Annotated in this window: 15 protein-coding genes; 6 read left to right on the top strand and 9 right to left on the bottom strand. The window is 54.0% G+C overall.

Going from position 1 to position 14380, the window contains the following annotated elements:
- Positions 1–411 precede the first annotated feature (411 nt).
- Complete coding sequence (locus RAC60_RS16865) at positions 412–1731, top strand: hemolysin family protein (protein WP_033740022.1); 1320 nt, start codon at positions 412–414, stop codon at positions 1729–1731.
- Positions 1732–1763: 32 nt separating this feature from the next.
- Here RAC60_RS16865 and RAC60_RS16870 read toward each other — a convergent pair whose 3' ends face one another.
- Positions 1764–1970 (bottom strand): DUF1107 domain-containing protein, encoded by a 207-nt coding sequence (locus tag RAC60_RS16870; protein ID WP_003855513.1) that lies wholly within the window; start codon positions 1968–1970, stop codon positions 1764–1766.
- A 310-nt stretch (positions 1971–2280) separates the two neighbouring features.
- Between RAC60_RS16870 and RAC60_RS16875 the strand changes: the two genes are divergently transcribed.
- Entirely contained in the window at positions 2281–2844 is a 564-nt protein-coding gene (locus RAC60_RS16875) for a YtfJ family protein (RefSeq protein ID WP_205958872.1), read from the top strand.
- A 37-nt stretch (positions 2845–2881) separates the two neighbouring features.
- On the opposite strand, the gene cysQ is transcribed toward RAC60_RS16875, so the two are convergent.
- Entirely contained in the window at positions 2882–3625 is a 744-nt protein-coding gene (gene cysQ, locus RAC60_RS16880; RefSeq protein ID WP_033740024.1) for a 3'(2'),5'-bisphosphate nucleotidase CysQ, read from the bottom strand.
- 294 nt (positions 3626–3919) lie between these two features.
- Between cysQ and RAC60_RS16885 the strand changes: the two genes are divergently transcribed.
- Positions 3920–5860, top strand: a complete 1941-nt coding sequence (locus RAC60_RS16885) for a bifunctional 2',3'-cyclic-nucleotide 2'-phosphodiesterase/3'-nucleotidase (RefSeq protein ID WP_375094063.1) — start codon at positions 3920–3922, stop codon at positions 5858–5860.
- 34 nt (positions 5861–5894) lie between these two features.
- Here RAC60_RS16885 and fklB read toward each other — a convergent pair whose 3' ends face one another.
- Positions 5895–6515, bottom strand: a complete 621-nt coding sequence (fklB, locus tag RAC60_RS16890; RefSeq protein ID WP_375094064.1) for an FKBP-type peptidyl-prolyl cis-trans isomerase — start codon at positions 6513–6515, stop codon at positions 5895–5897.
- A 220-nt stretch (positions 6516–6735) separates the two neighbouring features.
- On the opposite strand from fklB, the gene RAC60_RS16895 reads away from it, so the two are divergent.
- Positions 6736–7401 carry an OapA family protein gene (locus RAC60_RS16895; RefSeq protein WP_375094065.1) on the top strand — a complete coding sequence of 222 codons (666 nt, stop codon included), beginning with the start codon at positions 6736–6738 and terminating at the stop codon, positions 7399–7401.
- A gap of 378 nt (positions 7402–7779) precedes the next feature.
- Here the strand turns inward: RAC60_RS16895 and rplI are convergent, their stop codons facing one another.
- From rplI to yjfP, 5 genes are all read right to left on the bottom strand, one after another.
- Positions 7780–8229, bottom strand: coding sequence for a 50S ribosomal protein L9 (rplI, locus tag RAC60_RS16900; RefSeq protein ID WP_006120926.1), 450 nt, complete (start codon positions 8227–8229; stop codon positions 7780–7782).
- Positions 8230–8268: 39 nt separating this feature from the next.
- A complete protein-coding gene (rpsR, locus tag RAC60_RS16905) occupies positions 8269–8496 on the bottom strand; it encodes a 30S ribosomal protein S18 (RefSeq protein ID WP_000135199.1) in 228 nt (75 codons plus the stop codon).
- 4 nt (positions 8497–8500) lie between these two features.
- On the bottom strand, positions 8501–8818 hold the full coding sequence (priB, locus tag RAC60_RS16910) for a primosomal replication protein N (RefSeq protein ID WP_006120927.1): 318 nt from the start codon (positions 8816–8818) through the stop codon (positions 8501–8503).
- Positions 8819–8824: 6 nt separating this feature from the next.
- Positions 8825–9220: a 30S ribosomal protein S6 gene (gene rpsF, locus RAC60_RS16915; RefSeq protein WP_006120928.1), complete on the bottom strand. Its 396-nt coding sequence runs from the start codon at positions 9218–9220 to the stop codon at positions 8825–8827.
- 261 nt (positions 9221–9481) lie between these two features.
- Positions 9482–10231 (bottom strand): esterase, encoded by a 750-nt coding sequence (yjfP, locus tag RAC60_RS16920; RefSeq protein WP_006120929.1) that lies wholly within the window; start codon positions 10229–10231, stop codon positions 9482–9484.
- Positions 10232–10385: 154 nt separating this feature from the next.
- Between yjfP and RAC60_RS16925 the strand changes: the two genes are divergently transcribed.
- Positions 10386–12317 (top strand): methyl-accepting chemotaxis protein, encoded by a 1932-nt coding sequence (locus RAC60_RS16925; protein WP_205955722.1) that lies wholly within the window; start codon positions 10386–10388, stop codon positions 12315–12317.
- 57 nt (positions 12318–12374) lie between these two features.
- Complete coding sequence (gene bsmA / locus RAC60_RS16930) at positions 12375–12701, top strand: biofilm peroxide resistance protein BsmA (protein WP_324029563.1); 327 nt, start codon at positions 12375–12377, stop codon at positions 12699–12701.
- Here bsmA and RAC60_RS16935 read toward each other — a convergent pair.
- Positions 12675–14303 (bottom strand): isovaleryl-CoA dehydrogenase, encoded by a 1629-nt coding sequence (locus tag RAC60_RS16935; RefSeq protein WP_375094066.1) that lies wholly within the window; start codon positions 14301–14303, stop codon positions 12675–12677. The two genes, bsmA and RAC60_RS16935, sit on opposite strands and share 27 nt — an antisense overlap.
- Positions 14304–14380 lie beyond the last annotated feature (77 nt).

Here is a 14380-nt window from a genome sequence, read left to right on the forward strand (position 1 = left end):
ACTTACTCATCATAGCCGCACTTTTTGCCAAAGGGCAGTCTGTAACGCGTTCTAAGTCAAATTGCGCATTATTGTCGGTAAAACGGACGCACGATACAACGACCTTGTTGTCCAGACAGGCCGCACGCCAGTAGACCGCTCTCCTGCATTACACATGCATCCTGAGCTGAAAACCTCATTATAAGCCACTGTTTGCCCTCTGGCGGCGGCCTCCTCGCTGCTGCTATAATCACCCACCGCAGGCATCCCGCCTGTCTTCATTTCTGCCCCTTTCCCCTTACAACCTTGTCGAACGGGCGCAGACATTTTTGGCACGGATAGCTCCTCTGCGTCGTACGTACAGGGAATAAGCGCCTCAACCGCACGCTGCCCAGGCCAAAAATGACAAGTGGATAACTCTTTGGATTACTTATGCTTGATAGCTTACTTGTCATTCTGCTACTGATCGTAATCAGTGCTTTTTTTTCTCTCTCCGAAATCTCGCTGGCTGCCGCCCGCAAGATTAAGCTGAAACTGCTGGCTGATGAAGGCAACGTTAACGCTCAGCGGGTGTTGAAGATGCAGGAAACGCCCGGCATGTTCTTCACCGTGGTGCAAATTGGCCTGAACGCCGTCGCCATTTTGGGTGGTATCGTCGGTGATGCGGCCTTTTCCCCGGCATTTTCCGCCCTCTTCAATCGCTTTATGTCTCACGAACTGGCCGAACAGCTCAGTTTTATCTGCTCATTCACCATCGTCACCAGCCTGTTTATTCTGTTCGCCGACTTAACCCCAAAACGGGTAGGCATGATCGCGCCAGAAACCATTGCCCTGCGGATTATCAATCCCATGCGCTTTTGTTTACTGGTTATGCGGCCGCTGGTCTGGCTGTTTAACGGCCTGGCCAACGTCTTTTTTCGCGTCTTTAAGCTGCCGATGGTACGCAAAGACGATATCACGTCCGACGATATCTACGCGGTTGTGGAAGCCGGTGCGCTGGCTGGCGTGCTGCGTAAGCAGGAACACGAACTGATTGAGAACGTGTTTGAGCTGGAATCACGCACCGTGCCCTCCTCCATGACGTCACGTGAAAATATCGTCTGGTTTGATCTGCACGAAGACGAAGTCAGCCTGAAAACAAAAATCGCTGAACATCCTCACTCGAAATTCCTGGTCTGTAATGGGGATATCGACCACATCGTTGGCTATGTCGATTCGAAAGAGCTGCTGCTGCGCGTGCTGGGCAATCAGAGCATGGCGCTGAACAGCGGCGTGCAGATTCGTTCTGCGCTGATTGTTCCGGATACGCTGACGTTGTCTGAGGCGCTGGAAAGCTTTAAAACGGCGGGCGACGACTTCGCGGTCATCATGAACGAATATGCGCTGGTGGTCGGTATCATTACGCTGAATGATGTGATGACGACGCTGATGGGCGACCTGGTGGGTCAGGGCATGGAAGAACAGATTGTTGCGCGCGATGAAAACTCCTGGCTGGTGGAAGGCGGGACGCCGATTGATGATGTTATGCGCGTGCTGGATATCGATGATTTTCCGCAGTCGGGTAACTACGAAACAATTGGCGGCTTTATGATGTATATGCTGCGTAAAATCCCGAAACGTACCGACTTTGTGAAATTTGCGGGCTACAAGTTTGAAGTGGTCGATATCGACAGTTACCGCATTGATCAGCTGCTGGTGACACGGATTGATGAACGACCGCCGATGCTGAACGTGACGAAAAGCGAAGAATAGAAACACTCAGGGCGCCATCGGCGCCCTGTTTTTTAGTTAAACTCTAGCTTGAGACGAACGACCTGGCGGTTAATTTCTGACATCACGCTCAGGTGCTGTTTGTCTTTGACCCGGGGGATCAGGACTTTACCTTTATCAAACTCAAACGCGCCCACATCCTTGATGTACAACCTTCCTTTAAACAGCGTCTTAACATATTTTGCTATCTGTAGCGGATTATAGCGCTGGAAGATTTTCATACTTCTTAACTCCTTAATTTTTAAGCACGCTTCACCGTTGCCAAATTCGGTACGGGTCCATGAAGCGCGAATGCGAGATAAACTATAGAACACTCTGCTTACTTCGCACGACCAGAAATAACTTTTTTTACCGTGCTGACAGAACATTACAGAATACTCTGTTATTTACTTTTCACTATTCAGTATAAACCTTCGTTCGTTACAGAATTGTGTGGTTGATAACAAAGCTGACAGCTTTTTGAGACAGCCGCATCATCCCTGCTTACTATTACAGTTGGATGACTAACTGGTCTGATCACTGGAGAAAATAATGAGGCGTATCACTCTGGCCGCACTGGCCTTGTCACTGCTGCTTCCTGTAAGTGCGTTGGCCCACAATCTTGAGACGGGAAAACGCGTGCCGCCCGTGGGCGTCAATGACAAAGGCGAGTTGATCCTGGCGCAGGAAAAATTCAGTTATCAAGACTGGAACAGCGCGCAACTGAACGGAAAAGTACGTGTCATACAGCACATTGCAGGCCGCTCATCGGCTAAAGAGATGAATGCAGCGTTGGTTGAGGCCATCAAGTCAGCGAAACTGCCGCACGATCGCTATCAGACCACGACTATCGTGAACACCGATGATGCCATTCCCGGCACCAGCCTGTTTGTTCGCAGCAGCATTCAGAGTAATAAAAAGCAGTATCCGTGGTCACAGTTTATCGTCGACAGCAAGGGCAATGTGCAGCACGCCTGGCAGTTGCAGCAAGGCGGATCGGCCATTGTGGTGCTGGATAAAAACGGTCAGGTGAAATATGTCAAAGACGGGGCACTGACGCAGCAGGAAGTCAAAGAAGTCATTACGTTGTTAAAAACGCTGTTAAAAGCACCCTGACAGCTGAAGTCGGGAGGCGAGTGCCTCCCGTCTGACGTCAGAACAGCGATACACGGAAGCCCGGATTCAGGAAAGATTCACGCGGCGCATAATCCAGCGTTCTTCCCTGCCAGTCGTGCACGTGGGCACCTGCCGCGACAGCAACGGCATGACCCGCGCCGGTATCCCAGATATTGGTGGGTCCAAAGCGGGGATAAAGCTGGGCCTTACCTTCAGCGACCAGGCAAAACTTTAACGATGAGCCGGTTGCCACCGTCTGATGTTCCCCTAGCTGCTTCAGGTACTCTTTCATCTCATCATCATCGTTGTGGGAACGACTCACCACCACCAGCGGTGGACGTGCATCCAGAACGTGAATCGGCTGCTTTTCTCCGCCCTCTTCCTTCCAGGCTTTACCTTCTGCTGCCGAGTACATCACGCCCAGCGCAGGCGCGTACACCACGCCCATGATCGGTTTGCCCTGCTCGATCAGCGCAATATTGACCGTAAACTCACCATTGCGTTTGATAAACTCTTTGGTGCCGTCAAGCGGATCCACCAGCCAGTAGCGCTGCCAGTGCTGACGGACTTCCCAACCGGGCGGATCTTCCTCTGACAACACCGGAATATCCGGTGTCAGCTGTTTCAGGCCCTTCACAATCACATCATGCGCGGCCAGATCGGCTGCTGTGACGGGCGAATCGTCTGCTTTATGCGAAACATCAGCGGGAACCGAACCGTTATAGACCTGCATAATCGCGTCGCCTGCCTCACGCGCCAGTTGGCTTATTTGCTCTAACATTTGTCACCTCATGTATGCGAATGCTACGCGTTAACTGTTATGCCTGTTGGGGTACATTTTAGCAGCTTCATGCTCGCCCCTGGTTTCAGGTAAACATTTTGAAGCCTTTTTCAGCTATATCAACACAATAGCCCACAATGGCAAAGACCTCTTTTCACGCTGGCTTCTGCACTGATGTGACTGAAGCAGCACCAGTCAGGCTCAAAACGTTATTTGCATCACGTTTTAATCTGCCCTTTCATCAGCCTTTTACATTACTTTTGTAGCCTTGATCTTTTAACGTTGGGAGTGAACATGGTTAAGGCGGGAATGATGTTACTGGCACTGAGCGTTTCAGTTGCAGCACAGGGAGCCACCGTGGATTTACGCGTGCTGGAAACGACCGATCTGCACAGCAATATGATGGACTTCGACTATTACAAAGATACGCCCACAGAAAAATATGGTCTGGTGCGCACTGCGTCCCTGATCCATGCCGCGCGTCAGGAAGTCACGAACAGCGTGCTGGTGGACAATGGCGATCTGATCCAGGGTAGCCCGTTAGGCGACTATATGGCTGCGAAAGGGCTCAAACAGGGTGAAGTCCATCCCGTCTATAAGGCGATGAATACGCTGGATTACAGCGTGGGCACGCTGGGCAATCATGAATTCAATTATGGTCTGCCCTATCTGCAAAAAGCCCTGGCGGGCGCGCATTTTCCTTACGTCAATGCCAACGTCATCGATCTGAAGAGCGGTAAGCCACTGTTTACGCCTTATCTGATTAAACCCACCACAGTGACCGATCGCGACGGCAACACGCAGACGGTGAACATCGGTTATATCGGCTTTGTCCCGCCGCAGATTATGGTGTGGGATAAAGGCAACCTGCAGGGCAAAGTGCGGGTGGACGATATTACAGAAACCGCCCGGCGCTACGTGCCCGAAATGCGCGCTAAAGGAGCGGACGTGGTTGTCGTATTAGCCCATTCAGGGTTAAGCAGCGAGCCGTATCAGGCGATGGCAGAAAACTCGGTTTATTACCTCAGCGAAGTTCCGGGCATCAGTGCCATTATGTTTGGTCATGCGCATGCCGTATTCCCGGGGAAAGAGTTTGCGGGGATCAAAGGTGCAGACATTGAGAAAGGAACATTAAACGGTGTGCCTGCGGTCATGCCCGGCATGTGGGGCGATCATCTTGGTGTGGTGGATCTGGTGCTGAGCAAGGAAGGCGATCACTGGCAGGTGACAAGCGGTACCGCGCAGGCGCGTCCGATCTACGATATCGCGCATAAAACTGCGCTGGCTGCTGAAGATCCTGCACTGGTTAAGGTTCTGAAAGACGATCATGATGCTACCCGCACCTTTGTCGCCCAGCCTATCGGAAAATCTGCGGATGTGATGTACAGCTATCTGTCGCTGGTGCAGGACGATCCTACTGTGCAAATTGTGAATAATGCCCAGCGCGCCTACGTCGAGCATTTTATCCAGGGCGATCCCGATCTGGCGCACTTGCCGGTACTGTCTGCCGCCGCGCCGTTTAAAGCCGGGGGACGTAAAAACGATCCTGCCAGCTATGTGGAAGTTGAGAAAGGCAACCTGACCTTCCGCAACGCAGCCGATCTCTATCTGTATCCGAATACGCTGGTGGTGATGAAAGTCAGCGGCGAGCAGGTGAAAGACTGGCTGGAGTGCTCTGCGGGTCAGTTTAACCAAATCGATCCGACCAGTCGCCGCACACAGCCGCTGATCAACTGGAATTTCCGCACCTATAACTTCGATGTGATTGACGGCGTGAGCTATCAGATTGATGTCACACAACCCGCCCGTTACGACGAAGAGTGCAACCTGATCCATCCGGACGCGTCACGCATTAAAGATCTTCGCTGGCAGGGAAAACCCATCGATCTTAAGGCGACCTTCCTGGTGGCAACCAATAACTACCGGGCCTACGCGGGCAAGTTTGCCGGAACGGGCGACAAATACATTGCCTTTGCCTCGCCTGATGAAAACCGCGCGATTCTGGCGGCGTATATCAGTGCCGAAACCAAAAAGCACGGTGAAGTGCGCCCACAGGCGGATAATAACTGGCGACTGGCTGCAATATCTGCCGCGCAGCCTCTTGATATTCGCTTTGAAACCGCACCCGGCGATAAAGCCACACACTTTATTCAGCAGCATGCGCAATATCCCATGAAGGCGACAGGGAATGACGAGACGGGATTCGCTCTCTGGCAGGTAAACTTACAGCAGTAGAGGGGTAAGGGCGGCATCGCACCGCCCTTTATCCTTACAGGATTTCCAGCAGCTCAACTTCAAAAATCAGGGTGCTGAATGGCGGGATGGACGCGCCCGCTCCACGCTCGCCGTAGGCGAGGTTGTGGGGAATCACCAGTTCCCACTTCGAGCCAACCGGCATCAGCGTCAGCGCTTCGATCCAGCCCGCAATCACGCCGGTTACCGGGAATTCCGCCGGCTCGCCACGTGCAACAGAGCTGTCAAACACCGTGCCGTCGATCAGTTTACCGGTGTAATGCACGCGTACGCGGTCCTGGCGCGAAGGAATCGGGCCTTCGCCCTGCGTAATCACGCTGAACTGTAAACCTGACTCGGTGCTGCTGACGCCTTCACGCTGAGCATGGTCCTGCAGGAAAGCCTGGCCTTCTGCGGCCATGGCTTCCACGCGCTCACGACGCACGCTTTCCGCACGCTCATGTACGTCACGCAGGGCGCGATGTACCACATCGACAGGCACCGCAGGTGAGTTCCCTTCCAGCGCGTCGCGCAGGCCCGCGAGCAGTGCTTCTGGCTGCAGCCCCTGCAGACCAGATTCCAGCAGCTGCTGGCCAACCTGTAAACCAATACCGTAACTTGCTTGTGCTTCGACGCTGTCGAAAGAAGGGGTAGTCATCTTCGTTCCTTTCACTCTCGGATATAGTAAGACGGGCAGCATAACAGCGCAGGCCGCTGGCGTAAAATCCGCAGCGCTACAGATGACTTTTGTCGGCGAAAGAGAAACAATACGCAGGTCAAATTTACCAATGCTGGCAGGCACTTCGCGTCCACATTGCCCATACTGTATAAGTGACAAGTTCCCCCTTGTCAGTGGCACTATAAGAAAGAGAGAGAATATGGGCCAGATAGCCCCTCGTCGCCGCAGGACGCATGCACTGCGTATTTTAACCCGGTTACAGAACTTACTGCCGCAACGAACGCGGTCGCAAGGTGCCGGAGCGGAGGAACCCGATATGACTTCAGACGTCCCGTCTCGCCTGCCCAGCTGGCTGTATCGCCTCTGGCATTTTACAGACGATATTCGCTGGATGGACCCGCTCCCGGCTTTCCACCGTCGGGGGATCGTCATTGCCGTCATCATACTGCTGCTGGCCTTTCTCTGGCCCTCCAGTACGCCGCAGTATCCGGTCGAACGGCCTGTGACACCTTCGGCCGAAAAAGACGTGCCGATGCAGGCGGATATCTACGATAACAAACCGTCTCGCTCCTCTGCCCAATCCGAACCGAAGGCGGACACGCAGGGTGACTGGCACAGCTACCAGATTGCCGCCGGGCAAACACTGGCACAGCTATTCCGCGACAATAATCTGCCGGTCAATGATGTGTTTGCCATGGCACGCGTTGAGGGCAACGATCAGCCGCTCAGTACGCTGAAGCAGGGGCAGCAGGTGAAGATCCGTCGCGATGCGAATGGCGTCGTTACAGGCTTAACGCTGGAGGGCGTTAACGGTCCTGTCCTGTTTACCCGCCAGCCGGACGGCAGCTTTTTACGTGTAGAATAAGTCCTCCCCGGTGGCGGTCCGTCACCGGTTGCGCCCTTCATGGCCGTCATTTTATTTGCCCGCCCGGTTTCCGGGCAGACCAACCGCAACGCAAGCGGATAGCCGCGTCAGCACAGATGACGGAGCGTGGTCGCTGATGTCGCGTCGTCACCTGATGCGCTGAGGGTTTAGCCGCACATATCATCGTCACCTTTTAATCGGCAAACAGCGCGTTGATCGCATGAGGATCGGGTTGTCCGGTACGCCTTTATGTGATGGCGAAGATGCGGGTGCCGGTGAAGAGGGATGGGGCCGGGCAGAAAAAGAAAGGGTGTTAACGACTGAAAACAAAAACGCCGACACAAGTGTCGGCGTTCAGGTGCGGCAGGCTAATAAAAATTAACCTGCAACCACGTTCACGATCAGTTTCGCGAATACTTCGCTGTGAACCTGGAAGTCCACTTCGTGCTCACCGGTGGTGCGCAGAACGCCGTTCGGTAAACGAACTTCGCTCTTAGCAACGTCAACGCCAGCTGCAGTAACAGCGTCAGCGATGTCGCGGGTACCGATGGAACCGAACAGTTTACCTTCATCGCCTGCTTTAGACGTGATGGTAACAGTGCCCAGTGCGTTGATTTTTTCTGCGCGCGCGTTAGATGCTGCCAGAACGTCAGCCAGTTTGGCTTCCAGTTCTGCACGGCGTGCTTCGAAGAATTCAACGTTTTTCTTGGTAGCAGGAACAGCTTTACCCTGTGGAACCAGGAAGTTACGAGCGTAGCCCGCTTTAACGTTAACCTGATCACCCAGGCTGCCCAGGTTTGCTACTTTATCAAGCAGAATAACTTGCATTACCTTATCCTCTTAAAGTCGTTAATGGACAGTTGCCGATTACTGATGACGATCAGTGTACGGCAGCAGAGACAGGTAACGCGCGCGCTTGATAGCACGAGCCAGCTGACGCTGGTATTTTGCGCGAGTACCAGTGATACGGCTTGGTACAATCTTGCCGCTTTCAGTGATGTAGTTTTTCAGCGTTGCGATATCTTTATAATCGATCTCTTGAACGCCTTCCGCGGTGAAACGGCAGAACTTGCGACGACGGAAATAACGTGCCATTTGGCTAGTCTCCAGAATCTATCAATTCAATCTGCTCGGCATGTAACACCATTTTACTCTGACCATTTCGCGCCTGATGGCAGCTAATAAAGCCTTCGAGAATGAGTTGCGTGCCGACCGTTATATGTTGAGTAATCACCTGATGGGCGCTGCCGCTAAGAATAACAGGCATTCGACACCAGGCTTGCCGGTGAAATCCGGCTTCCATCTGCACCGAGTTGTGCTCAAGCACGAACTGACAGTGCGGAATTCCTGACGGGCTAATTTTTCGAACTGGCGTCTTACACACGGTGCCAGACAGGCGCAGCCGATTAACCGTCACGATGGATTACTCTTCAGAATCCCCAGCATCTGAGTCATCAGCGGATTCGTTAGCAAAATCTTCGCGGCGCTCACGACGCTCGTCTTTCGCTTTAACCATCGGTGATGCTTCAGTTACCGCGTTTTTAACGCGCATAACCATGCTGCGGATAACGGCGTCGTTGAAGCGGAAGTTCGTTTCCAGCTCGTCAATCACTTCCTGCGGCGCTTCTACGTTCATCAGAACATAGTGTGCTTTGTGCAGTTTGTTGATTGGGTAAGCCAGCTGACGGCGGCCCCAGTCTTCCAGACGGTGGATCGTGCCTTCTGCACCAGTGATAGCACCAGTGTAACGCTCGATCATGCCAGGAACCTGTTCGCTCTGGTCAGGATGAACCATAAATACGATTTCGTAATGACGCATCGAAATTGCTCCTTACGGATTATTCAGCCTCCTGTCAGGGTCAGCTGCGGCCCACGGAAGCAAGGAACGTTATAGGTTGTGAATCACCGAAATGACACACACCTCTGAATGCAGCTGAAAAATTGACGCGTAATCATACTGGCGTGGGCGGACAAACTCAAGCGGGGATTTCATTTAAATCGGCGGGAGACCGCCCCGCTCCCGCGCTTATGTGTGAAAAGCAAGCAAGGGCCAAAGCAAGAGGGCGGTTTCGTTAACGGATCAGAGTTGACGCTTAAAAAAGCTGACCAGCGCGGTCAGACCTGACGGCGTAATTTTATGTCCGATATGCGTTTCGGACAGCGTGGTCAGATGGGCATCAAGCCCCTTTTCGCGTAATGCCCGATCCAGGCGCTGAGTTTCAGCAAAAGGCACCACTTCATCGGCATCACCGTGCCACAACAAAAGTGGCCGGTTCGCCAGGTTCTGCAGCCGGGCAGAAGGATCATAGTCCGCCAGCGATGCCATACGTGCTGTGAACTGGGCTTTCTGTTCTTCGTTCGTTACCACCACAGGCGGAAACAACGTATGACTGAGCTGCATAAAGTAGCCTGACCCCATCATGCAGGCAACGCTGTGGATGTGTGAATAGCGCGCCATAATCCCCAGCGCCGTCATGCCTCCCATTGAGGCGCCAGCAACGGCAAAGCGCGCATCGGCAATCAGATCGTCGGCACGTAAGGCGGCCTCGATAGCCGGAAATTCATCAATGTTCTGTTTGAGGATGTCCCAGAAATGGCGCAACCGCGTCTCGGCATCACCGTTATAACGCGCACCATGCATGTCGGCATCGGGCATAACGGCACGGAAGCCTGCCTGCGCCAGCGCAACGGCAAAGTAAGCGTACACCTCTTTGGATGAGGTAAACCCGTGATAGAAAACGAGGGTGGGTAAACGCTGGCGACGCTGACCCGCAGGCGCAGCATGCAGGCACTCGATTCCTGCAAACCTTTCCGTGGTGAGCTCAATCATTTTTTCTCCTCTCCGACGACAAATTGAGACGACATATTAGGGGTTTAATGTAATTCCGCGCTTCACAACATCATAAAGGCAATAATTTCTTAACTAAACATTTGCGCCGCGCTGCCGTTGTTAGTGCATATTTGACAAAAAATAAAGGTACTTTATGAAACGTTTCTCTCTCAGCAGAACAAGCCTTGGAGTGAAGCTGTGCGCCATAACTTCAGTAAGTGTAGGCGTTTTATTGTTAGTTTTGACGCTGATTCAAAGTCAAAATGCTTCACGCCAGTTGGAAAGTCTCGCCATGGATGACATGGTCAATCAGGTGCAGGGCATTACTGAAATGGCGTCCATGTTTAACGCGACGCTGACGCAGGAAGTGGGCAATTATACTCAACTGTTTGTCAGCTTTTTGCCTAAGCGTTTCAGCCGCGATGAAACTTCACGTATTCAGGTGGGCGAGTTTTCAACACCGACTCTGCGGGCCGGGCTCAAAACGCTGAACCTCGATCAAATTGCCGTAGATGATTTTACGGATCGTACGTCGGCCGTCGCCACCATCTTTGTGCGTGATGGTGATAATTTCATTCGTGTTTCCACCTCGCTGAAAAAAGAAGATGGCAGCCGGGCCATTGGCACCCAGCTTGATCGGACCAGTGGGGCCTGGAAAAAAGTGACGCAAGGCGAGATCTACCGTGGACTGGCCACCCTGTTTGGTCACCGTTATATCACGCAGTATCAGCCCGTTAAAGACGACAGCGGTACCGTGATTGCCATTATTTTTGTTGGCGTACAGATCGATAAACAGTACGGCCTGATGCGCGAAAAAGTGCTGGCACGTCGTCTGGGCGACAGTGGGCATTTCTACGTGTTAAACGGCACGCCAGGTGCTATGCAGGGGCAGTACCTGTTTGATAAACAGGCTGAAGGTAAACGTCCCGACTGGCAGGAGGGCGTGCTGAACGCGATGCTGACGCAGCCTGAGGGCGTACAGCAAGCCGATATTGATGGGGAAACCAAAATGCTGGCCTGGCAACAGTTGCCTGGCTGGAACTGGATTGTGGTCGGTGAGGTCAACCGCGACAGCCTGCTGGCACCGGTGATTCACAGCCGCAATATGTTCCTCATAACCGGCCTGATTCTGGTCTTGCTGTTTGCGCCGTGTTTTGTCTGGTACAGCCGTCGTGCCATTACGCGTCCGTTACAGCAGGTCATCCATTTGGCTGAGCAATACGCGGCCGGCAACTTACTGGTTCATCTGGCTACGACGCGCCACGATGAAGTGGGTCAGCTGATTAATGCCATTAACGGGATTGGCGAAGGGCTGGAGAAAATAGTCGCGCAGGTTCGCCGTGCCGCGCAGGAAATCAGCGATGGCACGGATACCATTGCCGCCAGCAGTCACAACATCAGTGAGCAAATTGGGCGCCAGGCAAGCAGCGTTGAAGAGACATCGGCCAGCATGGAGCAGTTTGGTGCGACCGTTGAGCATACCGCCGACAGCCTGCGTCAGGCCATGTCGCTGGTGGCCGAGGCCAGCAGTATCGTGGATAACGGCAACCAGACGGTCACCCGTTCGGTCAACACCATGTCCGCCATTAACGTTTCGTCGCAGAGCATCGCTGACATTACGCACGTTATTGAGTCCATTGCCTTCCAGACCAATATTCTGGCGCTGAACGCCGCGGTTGAAGCCGCCCGGGCGGGTGAGCACGGGCGCGGCTTCGCCGTCGTTGCCGCCGAAGTACGGGCGCTGGCACAGCGTTCCGCCCAGGCAGCAAAAGAAATTGATACGTTGATTGCGACCTCAATACGTCATGTTGCTGAAGGCCATGCATTGTCGGAACAAACCCGCGATGCGATGAGCGAAATTGTGATGCATATTGAGCAGGTTCAGGCGTTAATGGGTGAAATTAACGTCGCCGCACAACAGCAAACGGCCGGCATTGGCCAGGTTAACCTGGCGATGAATCAGATTAGCCAGGCCACGCATCAGAACAGTGAACTGGTTACGCAGGCAGAACAGACAGCCCAGAGCCTGAGTGATAAAGGCCACCACCTGACGCAGCTTGTCAGCGTTTTCTCGATTAAGTCGTGATGATCGTGGGGCGGTGGCTTACACTTATCCTGTTAAGGTGACTCTCAAGGATTAGCTATGCGTTATGTTGTGTTACTGACGTTGAGTCTGTTGTTGAGTAGCTGCACGGCGTTTCAGGAGACGCCGAAAGCCCCGCCCGCGCCAACGGCTCAGGCGCAGTCGATTACCCGCGCGCAAAGCTATGGTTTACCGAAGCTCGGTACGATTAGCGCCAGCGTGAGAGGCTCACCGGATGACGCGGAGCGGGCGATTGCTGCGCGCGCGAATCAGGCAGGCGCCGTTTATTATCAGATTCTGATGGTCGACGAAACGATAACGCCTGGCATCTGGTATACCACCGCGATCCTCTACGGTGCCTCACCGGCCGCTGGCGCGCGCCAGTAGGCGATCGGCCAGTGCCGCATCGATAGTGGGTTCGCCCCGCGTATCCAGCCACTGGCCGCACCAGGCATCCGCCAGTCGCGGTTCAGCGTGGCGTAACAGCTGAACCGCTGTGGCCAACTGCAGGATGTCCTGTGTTAACGTCCGCGCCTGGGCTTCATCGTGTTTGCCCAGGCGCAGCTTCAGTTGACGCCAGCGTCTGTCGAAGTGGCGGTTAACGCCCTTTACCTCATCACATTCCCGAATTAACGCCTCCACGATGCCGCTCTTTTTGCTTATCACACGCAGAACATCCAGACACATCACATTGCCTGAGCCTTCCCAGATGCTGTTAACGGGCATATCACGGTAAAGCCGGGGCAGTTCGCTTTCCTCGCAGTAGCCATTCCCTCCCAGCATTTCCATGGATTCCGCTACAAACGGCATGCCCGCTTTGCAAATCACAAACTTCACCGCGGGGGTTAACAGCCGGGCAAACGCCGCCTGATTCGCGTCATCCGCCTGCGACCAGGCACGCGCCAGCCGCATCAGTAAGGCCGTTTGCCCCTCCAGTTGTAGCGCCTGACGCGCTAACACCTGACGCATCAGGGGCTGATCCACCAGATTTTTCCCCATCACCTGGCGCTGGTGGGCATGGTAAAGGGCGACGGAGAAGGCCCGGCGCATTTGTCCGTGGCTGCCCAGCGCACAGTCAAAGCGCGTCATGCCGGCCATTTTCAGGATCAGGCGCACGCCTTCGCCCTCTTCACCCAGCAGCCAGCCGGTTGCGTCTTTGAACTCCACTTCACTACTGGCATTGGCGCGGTTACCGAGTTTGTCTTTTAAGCGCTCAATGAAAATGGCGTTATGTGACCCGTCCGGCAGCAGGCGAGGCAGAAAGAAACAGCTGAGTCCCTGCTGCGTTTGCGCCAGGATGACGTGGGCATCGCTTTGCGGTACAGAGAAAAACCATTTATGGCCGATGAGGCGATACGCTTCGCCACTTCCCCGTCCCTGCAGCGGCTCTGCGCGCGTGGTATTCGTCAGCACATCGCTGCCGCCCTGCTTTTCAGTCATCCCCATGCCGATCAACAGTCCACGCTTCTGATCGCCCGGCATCGCATGTGTGTCGTAACGATCGCTGAGTAATGGCTCAAGCCAGCCCCGAAACGCGGTGGGCAGATAGCGTTGCAGCAAGGGAATCGCGGCGTGCGTCATCGTCACCGGGCAAAGCGTGCCGGCCTCAACCTGGGCATGCAAAATAAACCGGGCCGCGCGCGCCACGCTGGCGTTTGGCTGTACATCAGGCTGCCAACTGAGGTTATGCAGACGGCTGCTGCACACGCCCTGCATCAGCAGATGCCAGGCAGGATGAAAGCGCACGTCATCCACTCTTACGCCGCGCGCATCATAGCGGTGAAGTTCAGGAGGACAGGTATTCGCAAGCCGCCCCAGCTCCAGCGACTCTGCACTGCCCAGTTGACTGCCTACCGATGCCAGCCAGTCTCTGTCCCCTCCGCCGCCTTCACGCAACAGCGCGTCACATAACGGCACGTCAGACAGAAACAGGTTGCTGTTACTGAGAGGAAAAGGTTGATTAAACACGGTGTGAGTTGTCCAGGTCATAACGGCTCCTCGCGGATATCACTCACTCAGTATGTAAGGTGAGTGGCCATTATGACCGGACATAAAACCTAATTTGC

Source organism: Pantoea sp. BR_17 (assembly GCF_041955125.1).
Classification (GTDB): Bacteria; Pseudomonadota; Gammaproteobacteria; order Enterobacterales; family Enterobacteriaceae; genus Pantoea; species Pantoea stewartii.